The organism is Frateuria edaphi (assembly GCF_021117405.1).
Classification (GTDB): Bacteria; Pseudomonadota; Gammaproteobacteria; order Xanthomonadales; family Rhodanobacteraceae; genus Frateuria_A; species Frateuria_A edaphi.
This window is the reverse complement of the sequence record NZ_CP088251.1, coordinates 1,709,639-1,723,280: the sequence shown is the minus strand read 5'-3', so window position 1 is coordinate 1,723,280 and position 13,642 is coordinate 1,709,639. Positions and strand designations below refer to the sequence as shown.

Sequence of the window (13,642 nt, the reverse complement as noted above, 5' to 3'; positions counted from 1 at the left end):
AGGGCATGACGCTGTTCCGCGCTTCGATCCGACTGGGTGGCCTGCTGTTTGCCGGTTTGCTGGCCGTGGCCGCTCGGGCGCAGACGCCGCCGGACGATGTCGCTGCCGGGCAGACGCTGTACGTCAACACGTGCGGCGGTTGCCACTCGGTCGACACCGACCGCATCGGCCCGCGCCATCGCAACGTGGTCGGCAGGGTGGTGGCCAGTGTCCCGGGATACGACTACTCGCCGGCCTTGAAGAAACTCGGTGGCACCTGGACTCCCGCCAGGCTCGACCAGTGGCTGAGCGGCACGCAGAAGATGGCGCCCGGAAGCAGGATGTATCTGGCGTTGGACGATGCCACCGCGCGCCGATTGATCATCACCTATCTGCAATCGGTTTCCCTGCCGGCCGCGTCAGGAGACTCGCGCACGGCCAGCCAGTCGAGGCACTGAGAAAGCAGCACTGAAGCGCATCGATTTTCCGGCTACTGCCGATCAGTCCTCCGCGGACATCCGGGCATCCTGGCTGTCGACCTTCCCCCGGGCGGCAGCCTGAGCCGTTGTGATCGCCCACCGATGGTCAGGCTGCACCGGAAGAGCGGCGAATGCAGATGCCGACGCTTCCCTGATTCAAAACAGATCAATCGACCACCGGGCATTCCCCATGCAGCATTTCCCGCAAACCGTTTTCGTTGCCGCCGGACTCCGTACGCCATTCGGGCGCGGCGGCGGCGCGCTCGCCAACGATGACGCGATCAGCCTCTCGGTACCGGTGGTCAAAGCGATGGCCGCGCACGCCGAGCCGGATCTGGTGGTCTGGGGGACGGTGATCCCGAACCTCGGCTGGAGCAACATCGCACGGGAAATCTGGCTCGATGCCGGGCTCAATCCGAACGTGCCCGCATTCTCGGTCGTGCTGGCCTGCTCGACCAGCATGACCGCCGCGTTCGCAGCGGCCGGCATGCTCGGCGGCGGCATCGATCTGGCGATGGTCGGTGGTGGCGAAGTCATGAGCCGCCCGCCGATCGCACTGACGGCGGAAGCGTCGAAGCGGCTCACCGCCCTGTTCGGCGTCGATCCCTCGGCCGCCCTGGCCGCGCTGCAGGCGCTGACGCCACGGGACTACGTGCTCCCGGTCAAGGGCTGGGCCAACCGCATCACGGGGCGCACCATGGGCGACCACATGGAGGAGACGGCGAAGGCGTGGCACATCAGTCGCCAGGCGCAGGACGACTGGGCGCTGCAGAGCCACCGGCGTGCGGTGGCGGGCTGGGACAGCGGCTTCTTCGACGATCTGGTCATCAAGCTCCCCGAGCTCGAGCGCGACGCCAATCCGCGCGCCGATACTTCGTCCGAAAAGCTTGCGGCGCTCAAGCCCGCGTTCGACAGGACGAGCGGGCAGGGCAGCCTGACCGCCGGCAACTCCTCGCCGATTACCGACGGGGCCGCCGGCTGCTGGATCGCGAACGAGGCAGGGCTTGCCCGGCTGCCGGACGGCACGCCGCATTTGCGCCTGGTGGACTTCGAGATGGCGGCCGTCGACCACCACACGGAAGGCCTGCTGATGGCGCCGTCCTATGCGATCCCGCGACTGCTTGCGCGCCATGGCCTCGGTTACGGAGACATCGACCTGTGGGAAATCCACGAGGCGTTTGCGGCCCAGGTTCTGGCCAACGTCGCCGCCATCGAGCGACCGGACTGGGTGCGAACCAAGACGGGTGTCCAGGCCGACCTCGGGGCTTTTCCTTGGGAGCGGGTCAATCCCAATGGCGGGTCCGTCGCGATCGGTCATCCGTTCGGCGCGACCGGCGCCCGAGACCTGAGTCAGGCAGTGAAGGAACTGTGGTCGCACCCCGTGGGCTCGCTGGCCGTCGTCAGCATCTGCGCGGACGGCGGGCAGGGGACCGTGACCTTGCTCGAACGGGTGTGATGCGACAACGGTGATCGTCCCGGTCGGCGTGTGCACGAGGTAACGAACACCGATGTCGGAACGAACCACTTTGGAGAAAACGCCGGATGCCCGTCCGGTGGCGTAAGGATGAACCCGATGCCGATCCCCACGGATCGAAGGAGGACCGATGGCCAACTATCACAAGAACCCCGACGCGATCGCCAAGCTGTCGCCCGAGCAATTCCGTGTCACCCAGCAAAGTGCGACGGAGCGCCCGGGAACCGGCGCTTACCTCCACAACAAGGAAGCGGGCATCTACGTGGATGTCGTGTCGGGTGAACCGTTGTTCGCGTCGTCCGATAAGTTCGAGTCCGGCTGCGGCTGGCCGAGCTTCACCAAGCCGATCGAGCCCGCGCACGTCAGCGAACTGCGCGATACCACCTACGGCATGATCCGCACCGAAGTGCGTTCGGCCCATGGCGACAGCCACCTCGGTCATGTCTTTCCGGACGGTCCGCCCGACAGGGGCGGTTTGCGCTACTGCATCAATTCGGCCTCGCTCCGTTTCGTGCCTCGCGCGGAGATGGAGGCCCAGGGCTACGGCGACTATCTCGATCAAGTGGAGGATATCCAGTGACGACCGAACGCGCTGTTCTCGCAGGCGGCTGCTTCTGGGGCATGCAGGACCTGATCCGCAAGCTTCCCGGGGTTGTCTCGACCCGTGTCGGCTACACCGGGGGCGACGTGCCGCATGCCACCTATCGCAACCACGGTACCCACGCGGAGGCCATCGAGATCATTTTCGATCCTGCCCAGACCACCTATCGGCACCTGCTCGAGTTCTTTTTCCAGATCCACGATCCGACCACGCTCAACCGGCAGGGAAACGACCGTGGCACCAGCTATCGTTCGGCCATTTTCTACACAAGCCACGAGAAAAAGGCCGTGGCCCTGGACACGATCGCCGATGTCGAGGCCTCGGGCCTGTGGCCTGGAAAAGTGGTGACCGAGGTCGCCCCGGCCGGCGATTTCTGGAAAGCGGAAGCCGAGCACCAGGACTACCTGGAACGGATCCCGCACGGCTACACCTGCCATTTCGTGCGCCCGGGCTGGGTGCTGCCTCGCCGCAAGAGAGCGACGGGCTGAGCCGTCGCTGCGCTTCCGATTTTCCGGTCGCATGGGAGCGAAGGGGGCGCATGTGCCCGGGGGAGCATCGAACATGAGCATCGTCGCGGCGATTCTGGGCAGGCAAGACGCGCCAACGTGGATCCCATGGGATGGCACGGCGCTTTGCCTGCCCGGAAGGACTTTTGCCTGGATCGACGTGGTCGATGCGGGAGGCGAGGAAATCGGGTCGATCCAGCGCGTGTTCGGGCTGCATGAGCTTGCCGTCGAGGATTCGATGAGCGACGCGCAGGTGGCCAAGGTCGACCTCTATGCGGATCACATCTTCATCATCGCGAAGGCGGCGGAGCTCGGCCCCAGCGAAATCCAGTATGCCGACGTGGGCATCTTCCTCACCGAACGGCGGGTCATCACGGTGTGCCGGATGGAAACCACGTTCGGTCATCGGCTGAGGGAAGGCATCCACCGGATCGCGCTGCGCCACGTGAGAGGGCCCGAGTTCGTTGTCCACGAGGTGCTCGATCGCATCGTGGACAACTACTTCCCCGTCGTGCAGATGATCGCCGACGAAATCCTGCTCATGGAGAAACGGCTCCTGTGCGACTCGCTCGGCAGCGCGGACATCGCGCGCATCTTCCAGCTCAGGCGCGAGGTGATCCATTTCCAGCACGCCATCACCCGGATGATGGAGGTGTGCAACAAGTTGTCGACGCTCGAGGTGCCTTGCGTCTCCAGCGCGTCCCGGCCCTATTTCCGGGATGTCCTGGACAACCTCATGCGCATCGAGGCCATGAGTACGGGCCTCATCGACGTCATCCGCACGGCGCTGGAAGCGAGCAGCCTCCTCGAGCAGCAGCGACAGTCCGCCATTACCCGGCAACTGGCGGCATGGGCGGGCATTCTTGGCGTGCCCACCGCGATCGCGGGCATCTACGGGATGAACTTCATCAACATGCCCGGAACGCGCGCCGGTTGGGGCTATCTCGCAGCCCTCGGTGTCATGGGGCTGCTTTGCGTGTCGCTTTACTGGCGGTTCCGCAGGCTCGGATGGTTGCGATCGGCAAATGGCGATGCGGGATCCCTGCGCGGTTCGCCCAGCTCTCTTTAGGCCGCCGTGCGTTACCCGAACACGGTGGCCTCGCGTGCGCCGTTCGATGGGCGGCATTCCGACGTGATGGATGCCGGGCATCCCAGGCAAAAACGAGGAACGTACCTATGGGAAAGACAGTTGCGGGCGTGCTGGTGGAAACACTCGAGCAATTGGGCGTACGGCAGATCTTCGGGTTGATCGGCGATTCCCTCAATCCACTGGCGGACATCGTGCGCCACAGCTCGATCGAATGGGTCGGCGTGCGCCACGAAGAAGGCGCCGCGCTGGCCGCCGCCGGCCAAGCCAAGCTCACCGGCCGGCTGGCCGTGTGCTGTGGCACGACCGGCCCGGGCAGCACCCATCTGGTTGCCGGTCTGTACGAGGCGGCCCGCGATCACGCGCCCGTCCTGGCGTTGTCGGGAGACATGCCACGGAAGCTCAGAGGCATGGACTACATCCAGTCGACGTCGCCTGATCTGCTCTTTCGCGACGTGGCGCTTTATACCGAGACGGTTTCGGTGGGCGAGCAGGCGCCGGGACTCATCCACCAGGCCATCGCCGCGGCGTACGCGGGTCCGGGCGTCGCCCACCTGACCTTGCCGCAGGACGTGCTGTCCGATTCCGCAGGCCACGCGACGCCAAGCCTGGCGACGCTACAGCCGCGCTTCGAGGTATCGCCGCAGGAGTGGGATGTCGAAGAAGCGGTGCGCCGCATCGATGCGGCGTCGAACATCGTGTTCCTGTGCGGCGCTGGCTGTCGCGACAGCAGTGATCTTCTGGCGGCCTTGTCGGATCGGCTGGCCGCTCCACTGATCCATACCGTGCGCGGCAAGGAGCTGATGCCGTTCGACGATCCCCGGTGGATGGGCGGCCTGGGCATGATCGGGACGCGCGCCAGCTACGACGCCGTCCAGCAATGCGACCTCCTGGTCATGGTCGGCACCGACTACCCCTATGCCGACTATCTTCCGGTCGACGGAAACGTCATCCAGATCGACCATCGCTCCGAAGCGCTCGGCCGTCGTACGCCGACCGCGCTGGGCTTGCTGGGCTCGGTCAGGCCGAGCCTGAAGGCCATCCTGGAGCGCGTGTCGGCGAAGAAAGATACCGACTTCTTCGACGAGATCGCGCATGGCCGCATGCGCTGGAACGAGATGCTCGACAGGCAGGCGGACGTTGCCCGAAGCGACGATCGCATCCATCCCCAGGCGGTTGCCCGCCTCGCCGGCGAACTGGCCGACAACGATGCGGTCTTCGTCCTGGATACGGGACTCAACACGTTGTGGTCGGCCAACTGGATTCGCCAGCACGGGCGCCAGCGGATCATCGGCTCGTTCAACAATGCGGCCGTCGGAACCGCGCTGGGGCAGGGCAATGGCATCCAGGCGCTCGACCGGTCGAGGCAGGTGATCGTGCTGACGGGCGACGGCGGCTTCAACATGCTGATGAGCGAGTTCCTGACCGCGGTGCACCACAAGCTGCCGGTCAAGGTGGTCGTGTACAACAACGGCTCGCTGGGCCTGATTTCCCTCGAAGCCGAAAGCATCGGCATCGCCGCGTTCCGGGAAGCCATCGAGTACCCCAACCCCGACTACGCCATGCTTGCCCGTGCCTGCGGCGGCGTGGGCTTCACCGTTCGTGATCCGGCTCGCCTGGAGTCGACACTGCGCGAGGCATTCGCGACCGAGGGCCCCGTCATCGTGGACGCTGTCGTGGCGGCCGACGAGATCCCCAATCTGCCCCATCTGGACTTCGAGCAGATCGACCACTACGCGATCGCCAGGATCAAGGAGGCGCTGCTCTCGGTCATGGGGGTTTAGCTGCACTCAACTACGGGGCACTGCGGTCTTTGCGGAATCCTCCATCGCTTCGGTGACCCGGGAAGACGGATCGACTGACCACATCGTCGAAGTCCACCGCTGCGCATCCGCTTGCGCTCTACCACCGGCAGGCAAGACGTCTGCCCCTCGCTATACCGGCGGTCGACCAACGCCGGGTCTTGTGACCGATATGAATCTTGCCTGCACCGAACGCAACCTGGAATTGAATACTGCTGCCAAGGCCGATCCGGCCTTTCTCGCGGACGTGCTCGCCGGCCTGTCCGCCCGGCAGAAAACCGTGCCGGCGAGATGGTTGTACGACCATCGGGGCTCCGAGCTCTTCGAAGCCATCACGGCGTTGCCGGAGTACTACCCGACGCGCACGGAACGATCCATCCTGGAACGGCACGCCAAGGACATGGCCCAAAGGGTAGGGCGCGGCCGGGTGGTGATCGAGTTCGGATCGGGCGCGTCCACGAAGACACCCTTGCTGCTCTCGGCCATCGAGCCGGAAGCCTATGTGCCCATCGACGTCTCCGGCGAATTTCTCCACGAATCCGTGCAGGTACTTGCGCGCTCGTTTCCGGCGCTGCCGGTACACCCGGTCGTCGGTGACTTCACCAAGCCGTTGCAACTTCCCCGGTTGGGGCGCTCGCTGCGGCTGGGGTTCTTTCCCGGCTCGACCATTGGCAACTTCGTGGCTCCCGATGCGGTGGATCTGCTGCGGACGATGGCCACCACACTTGGCGATGCCGCACAGTTGCTGATCGGGGTGGACCGGATAAAAGAGCCGCAGGTTCTCGTTCCCGCCTATGACGATGCCGCTGGCGTGACGGCACGGTTCAACCTGAACCTGCTCACCCGGATCAACCGTGAGCTTGGCGGGACGATTCCGGTCGACTCATTTCGCCATCGCGCTATCTGGAACGACCACGAAGCGCGCATCGAAATGCATCTGCTGGCAGTTCACGACGTGACCTTCGAGGTCGCGGACCGCATTTTCCACATGCGTGCGGGCGAAACGATCCATACCGAGAACAGCATCAAGTACGGCACGCGCGACGTTCGCGTCCTGCTGCGTGCCGGCGGCTGGACACCGGTCGCGGAGTGGACCGACCCGCAGCGCCTCTTCAGCGTCGTATTGGCGGAAGCCACCCCTCCGCGTCTCGGGCCCTGAAGGACAACCTCGAAGGATGCCTTCCACCGGGTCGTTCCCGCGAAGCGGAATCCTCTGTAGCTCGCTAGAGAGCAATCAGGGTCCGTTCGCAGGAATGACAAACGACGAGCGAAGAAATGGTTTTGGGGTTCAGCTGAAGGGTGGACGGGTGCCTTGCAGCGCTTGCCCCGGGCTTCAGGCGATCTTCTTATCCCCCAGCGCATACAGGAAGAAACAGCGGTCGTAACATGCTCGTCAGCGGCCTGATGCCCAATCAACCATCGGTCGCCGGAACGCCTTCGTATGTGGTGGTGCCCATCATGGGCGCCCGCCTGCCTGCCGAGGCGCACCGGTCCCGGGAGCCATACGCCATGCCCGATCGCATCCTCGTCTTCTATGGTTCCTATCGCGCCGACCGTGCAGGCATCCGGCTCGCGGACTACGTCACCCGTCGCCTGGCCGCTCGAGGGGCAGATGCGCAACTGATCGACGCCCAGCGCATCGGCCTGCCGATGCTGGACCGCATGTACAAGGAGTACCCACCGGGCGAAGCGCCTGCGGCCATGGAGTCGCTTGCACGACAGATCCGGTCAGCCGACGGGTTCGTGTTCGTCGCCGGCGAGTACAACTGGGGCGTACAGCCGGGCCTGAAGAACCTGACCGATCACTTCCTCGAAGAGTGGTTCTGGCGCCCGGCCGGCATCGTCAGCTACTCGGCCGGCCGCATCGGCGGTGCCCGCTCCAACCTGCTCTGGCATGGCACGCTCTCGGAGATGGGCATGATCGTCATCTCCAGCACGGTGACCGTGGGGCCCATCTCACAGACGCTGGACCCGGCCGGCGAGCCCATGGGCGAGGCCGGAAAGTTCCTGGAGCGGTCCTTCTCCCGCTTCGCGGACGACCTAACCTGGTGGACAGAGGCGGCGAAGGCACAGCGCCAACGCAAGGCGCCGCCCTATTAGGCGATAAGGGCCGGTTATCGGGGGTAGGGCGCGCGTCCGCTCTCGACCCGAAGCGGACATCTCCGTCGAGCTAACGTTCGTAGGCTGCGTGAGGCCGTACACCCAAAACGCCTTCCATTATAGGGGTTGACGGGAACGGCCTGTTTTGGATCAATGCCGCAGGGCCGTACGGCCCGTCAGGGAATCCAGGAATGAATTTGTCGCCACAGGGACGGTGGGCCCGTCTTGTCGTGCTTGGTTTGTGCTCGTTTGGCTGCGTGTTGCACGCGCAGTCGGTGACGCCGGAAGGCGAGTACAAGAAGCTCATTCGCGTCAGCGAGGACCTCCAGCCGCTGGGGGAGAACCCGTTCGGCGAGAACATCAGCCTCTACAGTGGCAGTCTCTCATTCGAGCAGACTGACGTAAGCCTGTCCGGCAACGGCCCTACGTTGTCCCTCAGTCGTCGGTTCGACCTGCCTGCCCAGAAGGACCACACGAACCTTCTGGACAGCGCGTTCGGCAATTGGGACATTGACCTGCCGCGCATCACCACGATGACGGCCAACCAGCAAAACGTGACGGGTTGGATGGTGGCCAGCCCCAACCCGCTTGCAATCTGCAGCCAGTTCGACGCACCGCCGACGGTTGATCCGCCCATTGGCGACAGCGCGCGCCGGCCGTGGAGCCCCTCGCAATGGTGGCACGGCTATCAGCTCGTGATCCCAGGGCAGGGTAGCCAAGACCTGCTCGAGCGAACAGCCGAGAACCCGGTGGCGCCGCAGATCGGCGGCTTGAGCTTTCCCATCGTCACCAAGCAGAACTGGGCCATCGGTTGCCCCGGGCCCGCGGAGAATGACAGCACGCGTGAGGCCTTCCTCGCGGTTGCACCGGATGGAACCAAGTACACATTCGCTCACCTGGCCTATCGCTGGGCGCCGAACATGGACCGCCAACTCGATTCGGTCCTGATGCCGGACGCGTTGGTCGCCGGCGAGATGCATCCGATGCTTGCGCCGTCGGATTTCCTGTTGCGGCGCGAAGCTTCGATGCTGGTGACCCGAATTGAAGACCGGTTCCACAACTCGATCACCTATAGCTACGACCGGTATGACCGACTGACCTCCATAACGGCGAGCGATGGTCGAGAGCTCTCCGTGCAGTACACCGATGAGACCCCGCTAATCCGTTCGGTGACGCTGCAGCCCAAAGGCGATCGCCCGCGAACGTGGGTGTACAGCTACGCCCATCTACCCGATGACCGTGCGAGCGCGGTCGAATTGACTTCGGTCGACTTGCCTGACGGCAAAGGTCACTGGACGTTCAACCTTTCCGACCTTACCAACAAGGCGTGGGTCGATACCGAGGAAACCTATTCAAACTGTGATTCGATTGCTACCCCGCATAACCTCGGAACCAGCTACACGGGCACCATCACTCATCCGTCTGGCCTGACGGGTTCGTTCACGGTAACTCCTGTAAAGCGGGGGCGCTCGTACGTTTATCGCGAGTGCTGGATCGGCGAGGCGGGTATTCCCATAACGCCGACCAGTCCCAGCACGTTTGCGTTGACGCCCAACGCGTGGAACTCGATGTCGATTACGGCCCGCCAGTACACCGGCGCGGGAATCCCGTCGGGCCGTACATGGTCCTACAGCTACTCTTCGTCAAACGAAAGCTGGACGCAGGACAGCTGCGCTGCCGCTGGCACATGCACTACCACTGTCTGGACGGACGAAACGGCGCCCGATCGGACGCGCACACGTCAGACCTTCAGCAATCGCTATGACGAAACTGAGAGCCGGCTAATCCGGACCGACCGCTATGACAAGGACGGCTTCCTTGTGCAGTCGGTGATCAACACATACTCGCCCTCCGATGCCGGGCCCTGGCCGGCGCGTCTTGGAAGAAATCCGCAGGCATACATCAATCAGGCCCAGACCACCCGACTGACCCCCCTCACTAAACGGATCATCGCCCAGGATCAGGACACATACACTTGGGAAGCCGATGCGTTCGACGCGTTGGCGCAAGCGACAAAAGTGCAGCGCTATAGCGCGACCGCGGGTCGGTGCGCCATCGCGGAACAGACCACCTACCTCAATGACACCACCAACTGGGTTTTAGGTCTGCCCGCTAAGGTGTCCCGATTGCCTGCGCAGGTTGCCGGCATGCCTTCATGCGGTACTACCTCAGAGGTGGTCGACGAGTATCGCTACAGCACTCCCGACGACACTCTGGCCGAGCGCTGGCACTTCGGCCAGCTAGTAATGAGCTATGCCTTCTATTCCAGCGCAGATCCAAACGCCCAGCTGAGAGGGCAGCTCAAGAGTTTCACCGACGGGAATTCCCACACTACGACGCTCAGCGGCTACATGCGGGGCGTACCGCAGGCGATCAGCTACCCGGACCTACGTTCCCAGAGCTTGGTGGTGGACGAGTTTGGCCAGATCACGAGCATCACAGACCAGGCCGAGGCAACGACCTCCTATCGGTACGACGATGTCGGCCGGTTGACCCGCATCGACTATCCGGGCGGCGACGAGCGCGCTTGGTATCCGAAGACATTCAGTTATGCCCCTGTCAGCGGCGATGTCCTAAGCAGCCTGCATTGGAAGCGCACGGTTTCAAAGGGCAACCAGCTTCAGGTCACGCACTTCAACGCCATGCTTCAGCCGGTATTGGTGGATACCTCTATCGCCGGTGCCGACGATTCACACATAAGCCAGCGTAAGGACTATGACTATCGTGGAAGGACGGTTTTCTCGTCCTATTCGGTCCCGGGTACTCCCGATCTTGCCAGTATCACGGCGGGCTTCAGGTCGTACTACGACGTCTTGGGCAGAGTGACCGAAACCGACCAGACGGCCCAAGGCGGCCTCTTGAAGACACTGAGCGCTTATGAACCAGGAGCGAGCACCGCGGTTACCGATCCGCGAAACAAGGTCACCACGACCACCTTCCAGGTCTTCGACGAACCCTCGAATGAGCGCCCGATCAAAGTCGAGGCTCCGACCGGGCTAGTCCAGACTATCGCGCGTGACCAGTATGGCAATCCGCTGTGGATCAACCAGGCCGGACCTTATGGCACCGGCACGGTGAGCCTCACCAAGACGCTGACCTACGACAGCTATCACCGGTTGTGCCGCACCACCGAACCGGAAAGCGGCAGTGAGGTGATGGCTTACGACGGGGCCAACAACCTGTGGTGGAGCGCGGCGGGTCTGAGCTTGACCGGTAGCGGCTGCGGCTTGGAGCAGGTCGCCGATGCCGGCAAGACGGTGCGTCATTACGACGAAATGAACCGAGTGCTCGTTGTAGATGCCCCAGAGGGCACACAGGACACGACCTACCACTATGACCCTCTGGGCAATCCTGACAGTGCGATCTCCGGCATCAGCACGTGGAGCGCGAAGCGCAACAAGCTGGGGCAGCTGGTTAGCGAAACGTTGCAAGTCACTGGCCAGGATGCCTGGAAGATCGGGTACGCCCATGATGCTTACGGCAATCTACAGAGCCTGACCTACCCTGATGGGACGGTGGTCAACTATGCACCCGACGCATTAGGGCGCGCGACCCAGGTAGATGCCTATGCCACAGGCGTGCACTACTACCCTAACGGCGAAGTGCAAGCGTTCACCTTAGGTAACAACACGCTTTACTCAGCCGACCAGAACGCACGCCAGTTACTGAGCAATTTCACCTATGAGCGCAACGCCAGCACCTGGGACATAAGTCAGGAGCTGACCTACGACCCGAATGGAAATATCACTCATGTGGAAGATTTCGTCGACGGACGGCGAACGAAGGACTTCCACTATGACGACCTGAACCGGCTCGACAGTGCGACAGCCTCGAACCTGTGGGGGACTGAGACGTATAGCTACGACCCGCTCAACAACATCAGGAGCAAGGTCGGTACCGGTACTGCGACCTACAACTACGACTCGACCAATCGTCTGGTCAGTATCACGGGCGCCATCAACAGCAGTTTTGGCTACGACAATCGCGGCAACGTCGCAAGCAAGAACGGCACGACGCTCCAGTTCGACCAGAAGAATCAGCTACTTCAAATCGACGGCATAGCGAGCTACGCCTATGAAGCCGCAGGCCGGCGGGTGATGAAGACCACTGCGGGAGGGACGAGCACCTTCTATTTCTACAGCCAAGCCGGCCAACTCCTGCATCAGTACGACGCTGCTAGCAATCAAGCCACAAGCTACATCTACCTTGGCAACAAGCTCATTGCTAAGGACACCATTTTGCTCACCATTCCTGACCCACCCGCTTCGATCTCTGCACCAGCGAGCGCAGGTACGAGCTATCGCGTGAGCTGGTCGGAGTCCGCCAACGCAGCGGCGTACGTACTGGAACAAAGCAAGGACGGCGGAGTCACGTGGTCGTTCATTTACAAGGGTTCAACAACTGGCTTGACGTTCTATCCGACGGCCAATGGCAGCTACCAGTACCGCGTGAAGGCGTCCAACGTTAAAGGGTACAGCGCCTATGCGGTAAGCGGCGTAGTGGAAGTTACTTTACCTCCCACAGCCGCACCAACCGTGACAGCTCCGCCAACCAACAGCACTGGCAATTACACGGTGACCTGGAACGCAGTAGCTGCAGCGACTAGCTACGCCGTCGATAAGCAGTTGAACGGTGGCACATGGATGAGGGCCCAGGATGGGAGCGCTCTCAGCCTTGCCGTGAGCGATGCCGGTAACGGCACCTATCATTACCGCGTCCGCGGCGAGAACAAAGGCGGTCCGGGGCCGTGGAGCACCATTGCCGAGACCGTGGTGGGGCGCATCCCCGTCGCCCCTGCGGCACCCCACATCAGTATCAGCGGAAACGACTGGAAGCCGGTGTTCGCGGTCTCGTGGGGCTCCGTTCCGTGGGCGACCCGATACGTCGCTGAAATGGTCGGGGAAGACACCGTGGTCATCTATGACGGCCCGAACACCTCCGCCTCCATCATGGTGCTGGATGAGGGCATGGTCCAGTTCCATGTGAAAGCGTGCAGCAACTACGGATGCTCGCCCTGGAGCCCCTATACGACCCATGGTGGTTCTGCGCCGACCAGCGCGCCGACGATCAGTGTTCCGACCTCAAGTAGTACTGGTAGCTACACCGTGAGCTGGACCGCCGTTAGCGCGGCCAGCAGCTACAAGCTGCAGGAGCAGGTTAATGGCAGCACCACCTGGACGAGCATCACAAACACCACCGGGACCAGTTTCGCCTTGAGCGGAAAGGCCAACGGCACGTATGGATACCGCGTCATGGCATGTAACGCCAACGGCTGTGGCCCGGTCAGCGCAGCAAAGTCAGTGACCGTAGGAGTTGTACCAGCCACTCCCGCCGCGCCGCATGTCTCCGTCAGCGGCGTGGATTGGAAGCAAACTCTTACCGTCAGCTGGACTGCCGTATCGCGGGCCACAAGCTACCAAGTCAATGTGGTGGAACCAGGCGCTACGACTGGCGACATCAACGACAACGGGTCTTCCACGACTTTCAGCATGCTGGCGTTCGACGGTGGTACCTGGAAGTTCAGGGTCCGCGCTTGTAATTCGGTGGGCTGTTCGGGTTGGAGCGCGTACGGCTCCGGCACTGTGGCTCCAAGTCTTTAGGGCAAGGATGCGAT

Annotated in this window: 9 protein-coding genes; all 9 read left to right on the top strand. The window is 63.0% G+C overall.

The window, feature by feature from the left end:
- Positions 1 to 5: 5 nt before the first annotated feature.
- The 9 genes from LQ772_RS08180 (at position 6) to LQ772_RS08140 (ending at position 13,628) form a co-directional block, all read left to right on the top strand.
- Positions 6 to 437 carry a c-type cytochrome gene (locus LQ772_RS08180; protein ID WP_231325643.1) on the top strand — a complete coding sequence of 144 codons (432 nt, stop codon included), beginning with the start codon at positions 6 to 8 and terminating at the stop codon, positions 435 to 437.
- 109 nt (positions 438 to 546) lie between these two features.
- The gene (locus LQ772_RS08175) at positions 547 to 1,914 is read left to right on the top strand and encodes a thiolase family protein (RefSeq protein WP_231325641.1); all 1,368 of its coding nucleotides are present in this window, start codon (positions 547 to 549) and stop codon (positions 1,912 to 1,914) included.
- Between the two features lie 148 nt (positions 1,915 to 2,062).
- Positions 2,063 to 2,512 (top strand): peptide-methionine (R)-S-oxide reductase MsrB, encoded by a 450-nt coding sequence (gene msrB / locus LQ772_RS08170; protein WP_231325639.1) that lies wholly within the window; start codon positions 2,063 to 2,065, stop codon positions 2,510 to 2,512.
- Positions 2,509 to 3,021 (top strand): peptide-methionine (S)-S-oxide reductase MsrA, encoded by a 513-nt coding sequence (gene msrA, locus LQ772_RS08165; protein ID WP_345778314.1) that lies wholly within the window; start codon positions 2,509 to 2,511, stop codon positions 3,019 to 3,021. Before msrB ends, msrA begins: the two co-directional genes overlap by 4 nt.
- 73 nt (positions 3,022 to 3,094) lie before the next feature.
- Complete coding sequence (locus tag LQ772_RS08160) at positions 3,095 to 4,108, top strand: magnesium and cobalt transport protein CorA (protein WP_231325637.1); 1,014 nt, start codon at positions 3,095 to 3,097, stop codon at positions 4,106 to 4,108.
- Complete coding sequence (locus LQ772_RS08155; protein WP_231325635.1) at positions 4,048 to 5,910, top strand: thiamine pyrophosphate-binding protein; 1,863 nt, start codon at positions 4,048 to 4,050, stop codon at positions 5,908 to 5,910. The genes LQ772_RS08160 and LQ772_RS08155 overlap by 61 nt, the downstream gene beginning before the upstream one ends.
- Before the next feature lie 190 nt (positions 5,911 to 6,100).
- Positions 6,101 to 7,087 (top strand): L-histidine N(alpha)-methyltransferase, encoded by a 987-nt coding sequence (gene egtD, locus LQ772_RS08150; RefSeq protein ID WP_231325970.1) that lies wholly within the window; start codon positions 6,101 to 6,103, stop codon positions 7,085 to 7,087.
- Positions 7,088 to 7,314: 227 nt separating this feature from the next.
- Positions 7,315 to 8,028 (top strand): NADPH-dependent FMN reductase, encoded by a 714-nt coding sequence (locus tag LQ772_RS08145; RefSeq protein ID WP_231325633.1) that lies wholly within the window; start codon positions 7,315 to 7,317, stop codon positions 8,026 to 8,028.
- Between the two features lie 191 nt (positions 8,029 to 8,219).
- Entirely contained in the window at positions 8,220 to 13,628 is a 5,409-nt protein-coding gene (locus LQ772_RS08140; protein ID WP_231325632.1) for a hypothetical protein, read from the top strand.
- Positions 13,629 to 13,642 lie beyond the last annotated feature (14 nt).

Bases quoted from the DNA above. Each gene is read 5' to 3' on its own strand.
- LQ772_RS08180 (WP_231325643.1), top strand. From the start codon at position 6: ATGACGCTGTTCCGCGCTTCGATCCGACTGGGTGGCCTGCTGTTTGCC.
- msrB (WP_231325639.1), top strand. From the start codon at position 2,063: ATGGCCAACTATCACAAGAACCCCGACGCGATCGCCAAGCTGTCGCCC.
- LQ772_RS08160 (WP_231325637.1), top strand. From the start codon at position 3,095: ATGAGCATCGTCGCGGCGATTCTGGGCAGGCAAGACGCGCCAACGTGG.
- LQ772_RS08155 (WP_231325635.1), top strand. From the start codon at position 4,048: ATGGTTGCGATCGGCAAATGGCGATGCGGGATCCCTGCGCGGTTCGCC.
- egtD (WP_231325970.1), top strand. From the start codon at position 6,101: ATGAATCTTGCCTGCACCGAACGCAACCTGGAATTGAATACTGCTGCC.
- LQ772_RS08145 (WP_231325633.1), top strand. From the start codon at position 7,315: ATGCTCGTCAGCGGCCTGATGCCCAATCAACCATCGGTCGCCGGAACG.
- LQ772_RS08140 (WP_231325632.1), top strand. From the start codon at position 8,220: ATGAATTTGTCGCCACAGGGACGGTGGGCCCGTCTTGTCGTGCTTGGT.